Source organism: Kurthia sp. YJT4, assembly GCF_030219945.1.
GTDB classification, from domain to species: domain Bacteria; phylum Bacillota; class Bacilli; order Bacillales_A; family Planococcaceae; genus Kurthia; species Kurthia gibsonii.
In genome coordinates, this window is the sequence record NZ_CP126689.1 from 2191743 (window position 1) to 2207117 (window position 15375).

Annotated in this window: 13 protein-coding genes and 1 other annotated feature; of the genes, 5 read left to right on the top strand and 8 right to left on the bottom strand. The window is 37.4% G+C overall.

All coding sequences use genetic code 11. From position 1 onward, the window contains the following. Positions 1 to 103: 103 nt before the first annotated feature. The 3 genes from QN089_RS10815 (at position 104) to pepF (ending at position 3647) form a co-directional block, all read left to right on the top strand. A complete protein-coding gene (locus QN089_RS10815) occupies positions 104 to 1366 on the top strand; it encodes a dicarboxylate/amino acid:cation symporter (protein WP_285215303.1) in 1263 nt (420 codons plus the stop codon). Positions 1367 to 1474: 108 nt separating this feature from the next. Then, on the top strand, positions 1475 to 1774 hold the full coding sequence (locus QN089_RS10820; RefSeq protein WP_068451745.1) for a hypothetical protein: 300 nt from the start codon (positions 1475 to 1477) through the stop codon (positions 1772 to 1774). Between the two features lie 67 nt (positions 1775 to 1841). After that, a complete protein-coding gene (gene pepF, locus QN089_RS10825; RefSeq protein WP_285215304.1) occupies positions 1842 to 3647 on the top strand; it encodes an oligoendopeptidase F in 1806 nt (601 codons plus the stop codon). A gap of 41 nt (positions 3648 to 3688) precedes the next feature. On the opposite strand, the gene QN089_RS10830 is transcribed toward pepF, so the two are convergent. The 4 genes from QN089_RS10830 to QN089_RS10845 all read right to left on the bottom strand — a co-directional run bounded on the left by QN089_RS10830 (position 3689) and on the right by QN089_RS10845 (position 10935). Beyond that, positions 3689 to 6559 carry a DEAD/DEAH box helicase gene (locus QN089_RS10830; RefSeq protein ID WP_285215305.1) on the bottom strand — a complete coding sequence of 957 codons (2871 nt, stop codon included), beginning with the start codon at positions 6557 to 6559 and terminating at the stop codon, positions 3689 to 3691. Further along, a complete protein-coding gene (locus tag QN089_RS10835) occupies positions 6556 to 6957 on the bottom strand; it encodes a (deoxy)nucleoside triphosphate pyrophosphohydrolase (RefSeq protein WP_285215306.1) in 402 nt (133 codons plus the stop codon). The genes QN089_RS10830 and QN089_RS10835 overlap by 4 nt, the downstream gene beginning before the upstream one ends. A 61-nt stretch (positions 6958 to 7018) precedes the next feature. Beyond that, positions 7019 to 9436, bottom strand: coding sequence for a leucine--tRNA ligase (gene leuS / locus QN089_RS10840; RefSeq protein ID WP_285215307.1), 2418 nt, complete (start codon positions 9434 to 9436; stop codon positions 7019 to 7021). A 67-nt stretch (positions 9437 to 9503) separates the two neighbouring features. Next, positions 9504 to 9709: a binding site (T-box leader), on the bottom strand. Positions 9710 to 9762: 53 nt separating this feature from the next. Further along, entirely contained in the window at positions 9763 to 10935 is a 1173-nt protein-coding gene (locus QN089_RS10845; RefSeq protein WP_285216429.1) for an MDR family MFS transporter, read from the bottom strand. Between the two features lie 186 nt (positions 10936 to 11121). Between QN089_RS10845 and mnmL the strand changes: the two genes are divergently transcribed. Continuing rightward, positions 11122 to 12090: a tRNA modification radical SAM protein MnmL/YtqA gene (mnmL, locus tag QN089_RS10850; RefSeq protein WP_285215308.1), complete on the top strand. Its 969-nt coding sequence runs from the start codon at positions 11122 to 11124 to the stop codon at positions 12088 to 12090. Further along, positions 12081 to 12656 carry a tRNA 5-(aminomethyl)-2-thiouridylate-methyltransferase MnmM gene (mnmM, locus tag QN089_RS10855; protein ID WP_285215309.1) on the top strand — a complete coding sequence of 192 codons (576 nt, stop codon included), beginning with the start codon at positions 12081 to 12083 and terminating at the stop codon, positions 12654 to 12656. Before mnmL ends, mnmM begins: the two co-directional genes overlap by 10 nt. 46 nt (positions 12657 to 12702) lie before the next feature. On the opposite strand, the gene QN089_RS10860 is transcribed toward mnmM, so the two are convergent. From QN089_RS10860 to QN089_RS10875, 4 genes are read right to left on the bottom strand one after another with little or no spacing between them, the layout of a single operon-like run. Further along, a complete protein-coding gene (locus tag QN089_RS10860) occupies positions 12703 to 13125 on the bottom strand; it encodes an OsmC family protein (protein ID WP_068451717.1) in 423 nt (140 codons plus the stop codon). 11 nt (positions 13126 to 13136) lie between these two features. Further along, a complete protein-coding gene (locus tag QN089_RS10865) occupies positions 13137 to 13886 on the bottom strand; it encodes an amino acid ABC transporter ATP-binding protein (protein WP_285215310.1) in 750 nt (249 codons plus the stop codon). 10 nt (positions 13887 to 13896) lie between these two features. Beyond that, positions 13897 to 14538 (bottom strand): amino acid ABC transporter permease, encoded by a 642-nt coding sequence (locus QN089_RS10870; RefSeq protein ID WP_068451709.1) that lies wholly within the window; start codon positions 14536 to 14538, stop codon positions 13897 to 13899. A 17-nt stretch (positions 14539 to 14555) separates the two neighbouring features. Next, complete coding sequence (locus QN089_RS10875; RefSeq protein WP_121177791.1) at positions 14556 to 15362, bottom strand: substrate-binding periplasmic protein; 807 nt, start codon at positions 15360 to 15362, stop codon at positions 14556 to 14558. Positions 15363 to 15375: the final 13 nt, after the last annotated feature.

The window sequence follows — 15375 nt, forward strand, 5'->3', positions numbered from 1 at the left end:
CCTTTTGTTTTATTATAATATAACAGTAAGCATTATTTTTCTTTATATCATACATAGAGAATTGTAATGCTTTATTTTATTTTTACATAAAGGGGATGAATGGATGAAATTAGCAAAACGTATTTTAATGGCACTTGCATTAGGGGCTATTGTAGGTGTTATCATTAACGCCTTTTTCCCGAGTATTTTTAAACCTTTAGATGGTTATCTATTTACACCACTTGGCACAATTTTCTTAAACTTAATTAAGATGGTGATTGTACCACTTGTATTCTTCTCGATTGTGACAGGTGTTGCGAATATTGGTGATCCTAAAAAACTCGGCAGAATTGGTATTAAGACGATTACATTCTTTTTAACAACAACAGCCATCGCGATTACAATCGGAATTGTTTTAGCACTGATTTTAAAACCAGGTTTTGCTGGAACTTTTCAAACAGATAATTTAAACTATGAACCAACAAAAGCACCGCCCGCATCAGAGACATTCCTCGGTATCATTCCAGTTAATCCAATTGCTGCAATGGCAGAAGGCGCAATGCTACAAATTATCTTCTTCGCTGTTTTCATCGGCTTTGCAATTAGCTATTTAGGTAAAAAAGTAGAGGGTATTGCAAAACTAATGGAACAAGGAAACGAAATTATGATGTTCTTAGTCAACCTTGTCATGAAGTTTGCACCGTTTGGTACATTCGGTTTAATCGCCTCTGCAGTTGGTCAACTCGGATTTAGTGCATTAAAAGCAATGTTCTTATACATGCTTGTTGTATTGCTTGCACTTGCTGTCCACTTCTTCTTCGTTTACGGCGGTGCTATGAAGTTTTTAGCGAAACGTAATCCAGTACAGGTAATTAAAACGTATTCGCCTGCAATGGCTGTATCGTTTAGTACATCAAGTAGTAGCGCTACACTACCTGTCGCTATGGAAATTGCGCAGAAAAAACTTGGCGTCCCTCGTTCAATTAGTTCATTCGTACAACCACTCGGTGCAACGATTAACATGGATGGAACTGCGATTATGCAAGGGGTTGCAACAATCTTTATTGCACAAGTTTTCTCGGTTGATTTATCCATTACAGCACTAATTACAGTCGTATTAACAGCTGTACTCGCAAGTATTGGAACTGCTGCTGTTCCAGGCGCTGGTCTTATCATGCTTGCTATGGTATTAACAGCGGTTGGCTTACCTGTAGAAGGTATTGCTTTAATCATCGGTATTGATCGTCTACTCGATATGACACGTACGATGGTAAATTCAACAGGTGACCTAGCATGTACGCTCTATGTAACAACAAGTGAAGAAAATAAAGGCGAAGTATTTGACGATGTTTACGAATCTGGAGAAGATGATTTTGCAAAATCGTAAACGAAGAGTTAGAGAGAAAAATCGCGCTTTGGTGCGATTTTTTTCTTTTCCTCCTTGAAACAAAATTCAAAGTCATTCGTATATTTACTAACGAAAGGATGGATGTGTATGTTTTTTGTAACGACATTAATTGCTTTTTTATATGAAGCCTATCTCGCAATTCCGATTGTAGGAGGAGCTACAGTACTTGCTACTGGCTATGCAACTGTATGGGTTGCTCTTGTCATTCATGCCATTGTACTCATCGTTCGTATGGGGACAATCCAATCAAAAGTAGTTCCAATCATTGCGATTTTCTTAACTTGTTTCACATGGATTCCTATACTTGGGTGGGGTATTCATCTATGTATCGCAATTCTTTACTTCATTGATTTATTGCTCGGGAAATATTCAATTCGTCGACTGTAATCATTTACTTCACAATCCGAAATATTTAGAATATAATGAAAAGACTAAATATAAGGAGTGAAGTGATATGAAGTTACCTGTTCGTGAAGCTGTGCCGTTAGAAGAAACTTGGGATTTAACACGTTTAGTCAAAGATGAAGATGAGTTTAATGAAAGAGTTGAGGCATTGTTAGAAGCTGTACATCAATTCCAAGTAAATTATGAAGATCACTTAAACGCTGCTACATCGATTGCACAAGCACTAAAAGATTACGAAAAAATCTTTGAGCAATTTGTGATTGTGCATACATATGCCAATCTCTCATGGGAAACAAACCAAGGCGATGAAGCGGCGCAAGCACGTGTCTCTCGCATGAATCAAGTGGCGGCGACTCTCTTTAGTAAGACATCTTTTTTCAAAACAACATTACTAAGTACATCTGAGGACGTATTGAACGAAGCAGTTGAACAAGTTCCTCACTTAAAACATTTTGTAGAAGACATCTTACGTAATCAACCGTACCAATTACACCCAGAAGTCGAAAAAGCATTCGCCTCACTTAATGTCGCTTTTGATGCACCTTATGCACTCTATAATGCAACAAAAGCACTCGACCTTCGCTTCCCTGATGTTGACGTAGACGGTGAACAGTTCCCATTAAGCTATAGCTCATTTGAAAATAATTGGGAACAAGAAGTCGACTTCAGTAAACGTCATGCAGCTTTCCAAACATTTTACGGGAAATTGCGTGATTATGAAGCAACAACCGCAAAAGCCTATGATACACAAGTACAAATTGAAAAACGTATGGCGGATTTACGTGGTTTTGATTCTGTCTTCCATTCTCTACTCCACGAACAAAAGGTGACGGAAGATTTATACCACAGACAAATTGATGTCATTATGAACGAATTAGCACCGCATATGCGCCGCTATGCTAAGTTACTTCAAAAAGTGCATGGACTCGACCAAATGACTTTTGCTGACTTAAAAATCTCACTAGATCCTGAGTATGAACCGACTGTTACGAAAAAAGAAGCCGAAAAAATGATTTTAGAAGCATTACAACCAATGGGTGAAAATTATACAAAGATGTTACAACGTGCATATGATGAGCGCTGGATTGACTATGCACCGAATGAAGGCAAACGAACAGGCGCATTTTGTGCAAGCCCTTATGGCGCAAACTCGTACATCTTGATGTCATGGAATAATCATATGAGTAATGTGTTTACACTCGCACATGAGCTAGGACATGCCGGGCATTTCCAACAAGCATATCAAAAACAAAATGTTTTTGACGGACGTGTATCACGTTACTTTGTAGAAGCTCCTTCAACATTGAATGAACTGCTAGTCGCAGAACACCTCGTTACAACAAAAGAGGATCTTCGTTTTAAACGCTGGATTATTTCAAATATGGTATCAAAAACGTATTACCATAACTTTGTGACACACTTATTAGAAGCAGCTTATCAGCGTGAAGTATATCGCATTGTTGATGCAGGTGGTGCTGTCACAGCGAAACGCCTTAATGAATTAAAACGACAAGTGCTTGAACAATTCTGGGGTGAGGATATCCTTATCAATGAAGGTGCTGAACGCACATGGATGCGCCAACCTCATTACTATATGGGCTTATATCCGTACACATACAGTGCTGGCTTAACGATTGCCACACAAGTCGCACAAAGAATCATCCATAAAGACGAAAACGCCGTAGACGACTGGCTACGCGTTCTACAAGCAGGTGGCACAGCCACACCTGAAGAACTCGCTAAAATGGCAGGCGTTGACGTATCAACAGATGAACCACTCCGCAATACCATCGCTTATATCGGACAACTGATTACACAGTTGGAAGAACTGACGGAGGAGTTAGAAAAAGCATAAACAGAGAAAACCCGTAACGACTGCAATCGTTACGGGTTTTGTTATACTTCTTCGTTTTTTAAATAGTGATAAATCGGCATTTTAATCGATTGTTTTAAATCAAATTCAATCGTAACCACATCTACTTGATCACCTTTTAATGTCTCAATTTTTTCTTGTTGTGCTTTATTAGGTTCTGCTTCTACTTCCCCCAAATAATAAAAGTCAGTACCTTCTGCACCTTCTTTTTGAATGAACAAATGAATCTTCACACCATGTTCTTTTGCATAGATAATTTTTTCTAATTCTTTCGATTGTAAAGTTCTAGGTGTTCTTGAATACCATTTAAATAATTCTGGTGTGATTAATTCATCACCATAATGAACACTTGTCGAAAGTTTTTCATCTTTATGATAGGTCACAAATAAAGGACACGTATCTTCCACTCGTTTATAACCATACACCGTACTCGACATATCACTTTGCCAGTTTAATAAACGACATGCGTCTTTTCGTGAATATTTTTCATAGAGTGTAAATATCTTTTGTTGGTCATATTTCTTTGCTTTTCTTAAGCCCACATTTAAAAGGTCTTGCATCTGTTGCTTAAAATATTCATTTTGTAAAGGCATATTTAATTGATATACATCATTTTCGACTACCACTAAAGATTGTCCGCCATAACGTTTTTGGAAAGCCTGTGTGAAAAACTCTAATGTTAAAACACGTTCCATCGATGCGATTGTTTCATAGTCGGTACGCACTTCTTTTTTATTTAATAAATGAATAAATTCTTGCTTTGAAAGCGTTGAGCACTGCAATAGTTCATTTAATAATAATAATTCATGAACTCTTTTACCATTCATTAATTCTTCACCAATCATATACAAAACTTGTACTTCATATTCTGATAAATTTGGGATATCCTCTTTCATTTTTTGCAAGAATTGATAGTACGTTTTATTTGTACCAATCAGTACATACGGATCAATCGAATTATTTTCCATAAAATCAACTAAACTCGGAATATGCCCTAATCGATTTTTTAACTGTTCATATTTTTCTTTTAAGTTCTTTTGTGTGGATAAATTTGTATTCGTAATCGAATCAAATATTCTTTGCTTTGCAATTTCTTCAAAATTAACGGTTGAAATCCCTTTAATGAATGACATATCGACTGTCTTACGACGAATTGTATCCTTATTTAACGTTTGATCACCTGAAAGTGCAACTGGAATTAAATAGTTATTCTCATAATTCCCGATAAAGTCAATGATGGTGACAAACTCTTTTTGAGGATGTTTACGCAAACCTCTACCAAGTTGTTGAATAAATACAATACTTGATTGTGTTTGGCGTAGCATAATGATTTGATTCACTACTGGTATATCAATACCTTCATTGAAAATATCAACAGTGAAAATATAATCAATTTCTCCTTTTTCTAATTTACGAATCGTTTCCTCACGTACTTCCTGAGAATCTTCTCCTGTTAAAGCAACGGAAGGATGATTTCTTTGTGTAAAAAGTGTGGCTAATGTGTGCGCCTCTTTTTTATTCGCACAAAAGACAAGACCCTTTAATTTTTCACCCGAATGCCCATAATAAGAGACACGCTCTAATACATGATCCACTCGTTTTTCTTGATCTAAGTACTGAAATTCCTTCGTACTCTGAATTTCTTCTCCTTCTACTTCAAAATCTGTAATACCAAAATAATGGAATGGACATAACATATCTTCTTCTAAAGCTTCTTGTAGTCGAATTTCATACGCCACATTATAATCAAATACTTCATAAATATTAAAATCATCTGTGCGTTCTGGTGTAGCAGTCATACCTAATAAGAAAGAAGGCTTAAAGTAGTTAATAACTTTTAAGTAAGACGATGCACCTGCTTTATGCACTTCATCAATTAAAATGTAATCAAATTCTGTTGGATCGAAAGCATTTAAAATCTCTTGTTTAGAGATCGTTTGTATTGTCGCAAATAAGTATTTCGCATGGATATCCTTTGAATTCCCTGTTAATAAACCATATTCGTCTAAATCGCCACCAATAATTTGTTGGTAGTCTTGCATTGCCTTCTTTAAAATTTGTTCACGATGCACAATGAATAAAAACTTCTTCGGACGAAAAGCTCGTACATCAAATGCAGATAAGTAAGTTTTACCTGTCCCAGTTGCTGAAATAACTAATGCTTTTTCAGCCCCCTGATTTCTAAGTCCTGCAATTTGAGCCAACGCCTTTTCTTGCATTTTGTTTGGTTTAATTTCAAGTGTGCGACTTAAAGGATTTTCTAAAACATTCATAGGTACTTCTAAAACAACTTGATTCGTATTTGGCGGGGTATAAAGCTGTTCATATTGTTGAATCCATTCCGTCGTTAGTGGATATGATTTAGTCCAAAGATGTTCAAATTGATCATGGAAATTATTGATTAACTCACCATGTTCTAATGTAGTCAATTTAATATTCCATTCATAATTCTTTTTTAATGCATTCGCTGTTAAATTCGAACTTCCTACAATAAACGTTTCGAAGTTTTCATGTTTGAAATAATAGCCTTTTGCATGAAAACCATCGATATCAGTTAAACGCACTTCTACATTTTTCAGCTTTAATAACTCTTTAAAAACTTTCGGGTTATTAAAATTTAAATACGTGGAAGTAAGAATACGCCCTTTAATGTTTCGAAGGGATAATTCATATAACACTGTTTTTAACATCGCTAAACCACTCTCTGTAATAAAAGCGACTGAAATAAAAAACTCCTTACACGTTTTTAACTCTTGCAGTAAAGTCGGCAACACTTGCTCTTGTTCATTATTTAATAATAATTGTGGTCGATATGTAAGCGGCGCTACAATGTTCGAATCAATAAACCCTCGCTCAATCGATTTCTGTAAATAATTTTGACTAACTTCACTCATCTAACAAACTCCTCTTGAATCTTCTTTACTGCTGGTATATCTGCTGCTGCCCAGTTTAATTCACCTAATTCTTCTACAGCCAACCATTTGCTCGCCTGATGTTCTTGAAGAACCAGTTCTCCTTTTAAAATTTTTGCTTTAAATGTCTCTAAACGAACAATAAATGTCTCATATTCATATGTGGTATCTTCAATTTGTTCATACACTTCAATCTCACACATTAATTCTTCTTGAATCTCTCTTATTAATGCTTGCTGTTTTGTTTCTCCATCTTCAATTTTACCACCCGGAAATTCCCATAATTCAGGTAGAGACATTTTTTTACTACGTTGTGCGCAAAAAATCTTTCCTTCATCGTTTACCATAACGGCCCCTACTACATGTACATGCTTTTTCATTATTTACGCCCCCTATAAATAAAACGGCAAATATCATGAGAATATTTGCCGTTTTACACTATTATTTCGCTACAATATTAACTAACTTACCTGGTACAGCAATTAATTTTTTAATTTCTTTACCGTCGATGTGTTCTTGTACGTTTTCATTTTCAAGTGCAGCTTTTTCAAGGTCTTCGCGTGAAGCGTCTTTTGCTACAAGTAGTTTCGCACGTACTTTACCGTTAATTTGAACAACGATTTCTACTTCGTCGTCTACTAGTTTTGTTTCATCATATGTTGGCCATTCAGCATATGTGATTGATTCTGTGTGACCTAGTTTCGCCCATAATTCTTCTGCAAGGTGTGGTGCGATCGGTGATAACATTTTTACGAAGCCTTCTGCATAAGCTGTTGGTACAACTTCTGCTTTGTAACATTCGTTGATGAATACCATCATTTGTGAGATTGATGTATTGAAACGGATGTTTTCATTGTTATCTGTTACTTTTTGAACTGTTTGGTTGTACACTTTTTCAAGTGTTGTGTCGTTCGAATCTTGAATCTTATCTGCTAATGCACCTGTCTCCTCATTAATGAATAAGCGCCATACGCGATCTAAGAAGCGACGTGCTCCGTCAAGTCCATTTGTAGACCATGGAATCGATGCTTCAAGTGGTCCCATGAACATTTCGTATAAACGAAGTGTATCTGCACCATGTGATTCGATAATATCATCAGGGTTTACAACATTCCCTTTTGATTTCGACATTTTTTCGTTACCTTCACCAAGAATCATCCCTTGGTTGAATAATTTTTGGAATGGCTCTTTCGTTGGAACAACGCCTAGATCGTATAACACTTTATGCCAGAAACGAGCATATAGTAAGTGAAGTACTGCGTGTTCTTGTCCGCCAATATAGATATCAACTGGTAACCAGCGTTTTAATAGCTCTGGGTCTGCGATTGCTTCTGTATTGTGTGGATCGATATAACGTAAGAAGTACCATGATGAACCTGCCCATTGTGGCATTGTGTTCGTTTCACGACGACCTTTCATACCTGTTTCAGGGTCTACAACATTTACCCACTCTGCGATATTCGCAAGTGGTGATTCACCTGTACCTGATGGGTGAATATCTTTTGTCTTTGGTAATTCAAGTGGTAGTTGATCTTCTGGAACTGTTGTAATTGAACCATCTTCCCAATGGATAATTGGAATCGGTTCACCCCAGTAACGTTGACGAGAGAATAACCAGTCACGTAAACGATACGTTACTTTCTTCTCACCCACTTTATTTTCTTCCAACCAAGCGATGGCTTTTTGAATGCCTTCTTCTTTATCAAGTCCATTTAAGAAGCCTGAATTAATGTGTGGACCATCTTCTGTGAATGCCGCTTCTTCAATGTTGCCGCCTTCTAATACAGGGATGATTGGTAAGTCGAATTGTTTCGCAAACTCGTAGTCACGCTCATCATGTGCTGGAACAGCCATGATTGCACCTGTACCGTATGAAGCAAGTACATAATCTGCAATCCAAATTGGCACTTCTTGACCGTTAATTGGGTTGATTGCATAAGCACCTGTGAACACACCTGTTTTTTCTTTTGCAAGGTCTGTACGTTCAAGATCTGACTTCATCTTCACTTGATCTAAGTAAGCTTGTACTGCTTCTTTTTGTTCTGGTGTTGTGATGTCTTTTACAAATTCATGTTCTGGTGCTAAAACTGTGTAAGTTGCACCGAATAATGTATCTGGACGTGTTGTGAATACGCGGAATTGCTTATCTGTTCCTTTAATTTTAAAGTCTACTTCCGCACCTTCAGAACGACCAATCCAGTGGCGTTGCATATCTTTAATATTTTCAGGCCAATCCACATCTTCTAAATCGTCAATTAGACGGTCTGCATAAGCAGTGATTTTCAGCATCCATTGTTTCATCGGACGACGTTCTACTGGATGTCCACCACGCTCTGATTTACCATCGATGACTTCTTCATTTGCAAGAACTGTTCCAAGTGCTGGGCACCAGTTTACAGCTACTTCATCAATGTAAGCTAATCCCTTTTTGTATAATTGGATGAAAATCCATTGTGTCCACTTGTAGTATGAAGGGTCTGTTGTATTAATTTCGCGATCCCAATCATAACTAAAGCCAAGCTCTTGGATTTGGCGTTTGAACGTTGCAATGTTTTGCGCTGTAAATTCAGCAGGGTCATTCCCAGTATCCAGTGCATATTGCTCTGCTGGTAAACCGAACGCATCCCATCCCATTGGGTGAAGTACGTTGTAACCTTGCATACGTTTGAAGCGAGATAAAATATCTGTCGCTGTATAACCTTCAGGGTGTCCTACGTGTAGACCTGCTCCTGATGGATATGGGAACATATCAAGTGCATAAAATTTTGGTTTTGAATCGTCATTGACTGTTTTAAAAGATTGGTGTTCATCCCAATACTTTTGCCACTTCTTCTCAATCTCTTGATGATTAAAGCTCATGTTTTTTCCTCCTTTAATATAAGAACGCATTCACCAATGACGGAAAATAAAAAGTCCCGTCCCTTGAAAAAGGGACGAGACATATAATTCCCGCGGTACCACCCAAATTAGTGAAAACACTCAACTTGAATCCTTATCGCGGATTAACGGCGTAGGTCAATCATTCCTATGCAGACTCCCAAGGCAAGTTCGATTCCATCCGTTATTAGCTCCCACCAACCGCTAACTCTCTAAAAACTTCCGTTATCTACTACTCCTGATCTTCGTCCTATTAGTATAATGCCTTTATTTTATCTGAAAAGCCTTAAAATAACAAGTCCATTTCTTTAACTCGTTACTTTCTTCCTTTTAAGTGGCAAATCGTAGAAGAAGAATGGAATTGCCGCAAGGAATAGAATACCGATTAATACGATAAACGTCACTTGCATGCCATAAGCTTGCGCAAGTACACCACCTACAACCGGTCCTAGCATACGCCCGAATGTCGCAAAACCATTAATCAATCCTTGGAAGAAACCATCTTTCCCCTTTGGTGCGAGCACACTTGCCAATGTTGGAACGACTGGCCAGATGAACATTTCACCGAATGTTAGAATGACCATTGCGACAATAAACATTGTGAATGTTTTTGCAAAAATTAATACAACAAACGACACGATGAAAATGGATAAACCAAATAAGATTTGTGCTTTATAACGTCCTTCTAATTTGCGTACAATTGGCGCAATTAGTGGCTGACCAAGAACGATTAGGAAGCCATTCACAGCCCAAAGTGCACTATATTGTTTTAACGATAAACCGAGATCTTGTGTATAAGTTGAAATCGTTGATACCCATTGTGAGTACACAAGCCATCCAAGTAAGAAGCCGACACCTAAAATACATAGCGCAATGAGTGGTGCACGATTTTTCAACTCACCTTTAGGTAATGCTGCTGTTGGACCATACGCATCTTCTGTTTGGATTTTTTTGAACTTGAATGCAATGCCTAAGAAAAGAATATACATAATTAAATTAGCAACAAATAAATAATCAAAACTATACGAAGCTACAACACCTGCTAATACAGGACCCACTGCTACTCCAAGATTTTGTGCTAAGTAAATGGCATTGAATCCTTTTCGGCCACCTTCTGGCCACGCAACACCAACAAGCGCGAACATACTCGGAAACACAATCCCGCCGCTAAAACCGATAAGCGCAAGTAGCCATACATATTGCGGCCATCCATGCCAAATCGTTAAAAGTGCGAGACCCACAATCGTCAAAATAATACCAAATAAAATCGTTTTATAACCGCCTATTTTATCAAATAAATAGCCGCCGAGTAGATTCCCTACTACGCCAGCTGCTGCATTTAACATTAATACAAGTCCTGCTACTGTTAAACTCTGACCGAGGTGGTCATGCAGATAAATTGTATTCATTGGCCATAAAAAAGAGTTACCTGTCGTATTTACAAGCATTCCGATCACTAAAAGCCAAACTGTTTTTGGCATTTTCATGCATAAACCCCCTCCTATAATCTCAAAATGAGATGATATCTATCTCGTAATATTAAAGGAGAAATCACCTCGATACAACCCCAAATATTCCGATTTCCGAAAAATATTTTAACAAACACTTTTTAGCATATCGAAAGCATTTCATGTTAAAATAAATCGTTAGAGGAGATGACAGAAACAATGACAGAAAATCAATTTCCTTTCCCTTCAGATGGAAAGAGATATTATACATGGAATCGTTACTTACGCAATGAATTCGGTTCAAAAGTATTCAAAGTAGCACTTGATGCTGGGTTCGATTGTCCAAACCGAGATGGTACTGTAGCATTCGGCGGTTGTACATTCTGTTCAGCTGCTGGTTCAGGTGACTTTGCAGGCGATCGTGTAGATCCAATCGACGTACAATTTGCTAAAATCAAAGAGAAGATGGAGCATAAGTGGAAGGGTGGCAAAACGATGGCCTACTTCCAAGCCTATACGAATACACATGCACCACTTCCTGTATTAAAAGAAAAATTTGAAGCAGCGCTTGCATGTGAGGGTGTTGTCGGTCTAAGTATCGCAACGCGTCCAGACTGTTTACCAGATGATGTTGTTGAATATTTAGCCGAGTTGAACCAACGTACTTATTTATGGGTAGAATTAGGTTTACAAACAGTACATGAAAAAACAGCGAATTTAATTAATCGCGCGCATGACTATCAAACATACGTTGAAGGTGTTAATAAACTGCGTAAACATGGTATTCGTATTTGCACCCATATCATTAACGGTCTCCCTCTTGAAGACTACGATATGATGATGGAAACAGCACGTGAAGTAGCCAAACTCGATGTACAAGGCATTAAAATTCATTTACTTCATTTATTAAAAGGAACGCCACTTGTCAAACAATACGAAAAAGGCCAATTGGAATTAATGGATCAAGATGCCTATACGCAACTTGTTGCAGACCAATTAGAAGTCATTCCGCCAAGCATGGTCGTACAGCGTATTACAGGTGATGGACCGATTGATTTAATGATTGGACCAATGTGGTCAGTGAATAAATGGGAAGTATTAAACGGTATTGATGCAGAACTTGCAAAACGTGATAGTTGGCAAGGTAAGCACTATGTACCTGCGGAGATGACGTCTTCATGCGATTAGAACGTGTTTTACAATATGCTAAAACTCTATTAAGAGATACAATCGAAATCGGTGATACAGTTGTCGATGCCACTGCTGGTAATGGACATGATACATTATTCTTAGCTGAACTTGTTGGCGATACAGGTCGCGTCTATGCATTTGATGTACAACAACAAGCTGTTGATGCGACAATGAGTCGTCTTGCGGAAGCTGGTGTACAAGCAAGATGTGAAGTCATTCTTGATGGACATGAACAAGTAGCCAACTATGTATCTAAACCGATTAAAGCAGCTGTTTTTAATCTTGGTTATTTACCCGGTGCAGCACATGATGTGATTACAAAACCTTCTACGACGGTGGCAGCACTTGAATCATTGCTTCAACAACTCGTTGTAGGCGGTATGATTGTCTTAGTCATTTACTATGGACATGAAGGTGGTAAAGAAGAACGTGACCGCGTACTCGATTACGCCGCTTCTCTCCCTCAAAAACAAGTCCATGTACTGCGCTATGAATTCATCAATCAACAAAATGACCCACCATTCGTTATCGCACTTGAAAAAGTAAAAGAATCCCCTAAATGAAAAAGGAGGCATTCACTCAATTGAGTGATGCCTCCTTCTATCTTATTTATACTTCTTCAACTTGTTCACCATTTAAAATAAGTGAATGTGTAATTTCTGCTTTTAATGAAGCGGAAACAGCACAATATTTTTCTTCACCTAATTTAATCGCACGCCATACTTTTTTAGCTGTAATATCACCATCAACTGTGAACGTAATATGTGCTTTTGTAAAGGCAGTTGGCATTTCCTCTTTACGTTCACCATCTACTGTAATATCTAATTTTGTAATTTGGTCTAAATGTGGTTTTAAAATCATCGTCACATCAATACCAATACATCCTGCTAAAGCACTCAATAACATCTCTGTTGGTGTTGGTGCAGATGAATCGCCACCATATTTTTCAGTGGCATCCATTAACATCGGAAATCCTGAATCGCCTTTTGCTTCAAAAGCACGTCCACCTTGCCAAGTTGCTTGAATTCTCATTTCTATTCCTCCTAAAATTCGTTTACTTTACGAATAAATTGTTGTGCACGTTCTGTTGTTGGTTTCGTAAAGAACGCTTTCGGGTCTTGTGAATCTTCTACAATTCGACCATCTGCCATAAAGACGATACGATCGGCAACATCACGCGCGAAATTCATCTCATGCGTCACAATCACCATCGTCATACCGTCTTCAGCAAGATTCTTCATAACACGTAGTACATCGCCTACTAATTCAGGATCTAGCGCTGACGTAGGTTCATCAAATAACATCAATTGTGGTTCCATCGCAAGTGCACGCGCAATCGCAACTCGTTGTTGTTGACCACCCGATAATTGCGAAGGATAGTTATCTAATTTCTCAAGTAACCCGACTTTGTCGAGTAAACGCTCTGCACGTACTTGTGCTTCTTCTTTTTTTAATTTTTTTACAACAATTAAAGATTCCATCACATTTTCGATGACCGTCTTATGCGGATATAAGTTGAACTGTTGAAATACCATTCCCGTCTCTTGACGAATCCCATAAATCATTTGCTTTAACTCTTTTTTATTCATATTGGCTTCAATCGTATGTTGACCGACTGTAATTTTACCTTCTGTTAAAATTTCTAGACCATTCAAACAGCGTAAAAATGTACTTTTCCCAGAACCTGAAGGCCCAATTACTGCAACTACTTGATGTGCTGGAATTGTAATCGATAAATCATGTAATACTTCTAGTTCATCAAATTTTTTTGATAAATGTTCTACTGTAATCATATGGACACTCCTAATAAACGGATAAACGTTTTTCAACTCGGTTTAAAATGAATGTGAAGAACACACTCATCGCCCAATACATTAAAGCAATCATAATGTAAAACGGCATATATACATAATATTGCGCGACTAATAACTGAGCCGCGCGCATTAATTCCGTTACAGCAATTGCTGATACAAGCGATGTTTCTTTTAACATACCGACGAATGTATTCCCAATTGGTGGAATAGCGTAGCGAACTGCTTGCGGAATAATGATTCGCTTCATCGCCTGTCCTTCTGTCATACCTGATGCAACAGCTGCCTCTAATTGTCCTTTTGGTACAGACTGTAAAGCACCTCGGAAAGCTTCTGCGATATACGCTGCAATATTAATACTTAACGCGATACAAGCTGCTACAATGGATGGTAATTCAATACCATAATCACTCAATCCATAATAAACAATGAAAATTTGAACAAGCGGTGGAGTACCTCGAATAATCGAGACATAGAATCGTGCAATATTACGTAAAAATGTATTGCCTTTTACACGCATGATGGCAATGATTAAACCTAAAATTAACCCAAAAAACATTGAAACAACGGTAATCAATAATGTATAGTAGGCACCTTGTAAAAGGAAACGCCAATTATCTAGTACGAGCTCCATATTTAGTCCCTACCTTGCTATTTTGTATATTCTGCTGGTGGTTCTTCGTTAAACCATTTTTTATAGATTTTTGTGTATGTTCCGTCTTTCTCCATATCATTTAACGCTTTATTTAATTGATCCACTAGCTCTGTTTGACCTTTTTTCACTGCGATACCAGCTTTATCTGATTTTAAAGCTCCACCAACAGCTTTAATTTTATAGCCATTTTCTTCAACAATCGGTTTTAAAGCAAATACGTTATTAATCGTTGCATCAATACGTCCAACATTTAAATCTTTTAATGTTGTGATAACATCGTCATACGTATTAATTTTGAATTCGCCTACTTTTTTCATTAAGTCATTACGAAGATATGCTTCATCGTTTGTACCTAAACCTACACCAATTGTTTTCCCTTTGAAGTCTTCTGCTGATTTAATCGTTGTATTATCATCTTTTACGATAGCTTTTACTTCATTTGTAATATATGGCTCTGTAAAATCAACTTGTTTTTTACGATCATCTGTAATCGTTACTTGGCTTACTAACATATCAAACTTCCCTTTTTGTAAACCCGGAATCAATCCTGAAAAATCTTGTGCGACAAACTTCGCTTTTTTATCTAAACGTTTTGCAACTTCTTTTGCAATATCAACATCAAAACCTGTATATTGCTTATCTTTATCTAAGTAGTTATAAGGTGCATATGTCCCCATAATCCCTACTGTTAATTCTTCTTTTTTCGATACATCCTCTTTACTCGTATCGTCTTTTGATCCACAAGCTCCTAGTACTAATGCAGATGCTGCTACAAGTGATGCTAACCAACCTAATTTTTTCATCTATAATTCCTCC

Coding starts and splice junctions, on each gene's coding strand:
- QN089_RS10815 (WP_285215303.1), top strand. CDS start 104: ATGAAATTAGCAAAACGTATTTTAATGGCACTTGCATTAGGGGCTATT.
- QN089_RS10820 (WP_068451745.1), top strand. CDS start 1,475: ATGTTTTTTGTAACGACATTAATTGCTTTTTTATATGAAGCCTATCTC.
- pepF (WP_285215304.1), top strand. CDS start 1,842: ATGAAGTTACCTGTTCGTGAAGCTGTGCCGTTAGAAGAAACTTGGGAT.
- QN089_RS10830 (WP_285215305.1), bottom strand. CDS start 6,559: ATGAGTGAAGTTAGTCAAAATTATTTACAGAAATCGATTGAGCGAGGG.
- QN089_RS10835 (WP_285215306.1), bottom strand. CDS start 6,957: ATGAAAAAGCATGTACATGTAGTAGGGGCCGTTATGGTAAACGATGAA.
- leuS (WP_285215307.1), bottom strand. CDS start 9,436: ATGAGCTTTAATCATCAAGAGATTGAGAAGAAGTGGCAAAAGTATTGG.
- QN089_RS10845 (WP_285216429.1), bottom strand. CDS start 10,935: ATGCCAAAAACAGTTTGGCTTTTAGTGATCGGAATGCTTGTAAATACG.
- mnmL (WP_285215308.1), top strand. CDS start 11,122: ATGACAGAAAATCAATTTCCTTTCCCTTCAGATGGAAAGAGATATTAT.
- mnmM (WP_285215309.1), top strand. CDS start 12,081: ATGCGATTAGAACGTGTTTTACAATATGCTAAAACTCTATTAAGAGAT.
- QN089_RS10860 (WP_068451717.1), bottom strand. CDS start 13,125: ATGAGAATTCAAGCAACTTGGCAAGGTGGACGTGCTTTTGAAGCAAAA.
- QN089_RS10865 (WP_285215310.1), bottom strand. CDS start 13,886: ATGATTACAGTAGAACATTTATCAAAAAAATTTGATGAACTAGAAGTA.
- QN089_RS10870 (WP_068451709.1), bottom strand. CDS start 14,538: ATGGAGCTCGTACTAGATAATTGGCGTTTCCTTTTACAAGGTGCCTAC.
- QN089_RS10875 (WP_121177791.1), bottom strand. CDS start 15,362: ATGAAAAAATTAGGTTGGTTAGCATCACTTGTAGCAGCATCTGCATTA.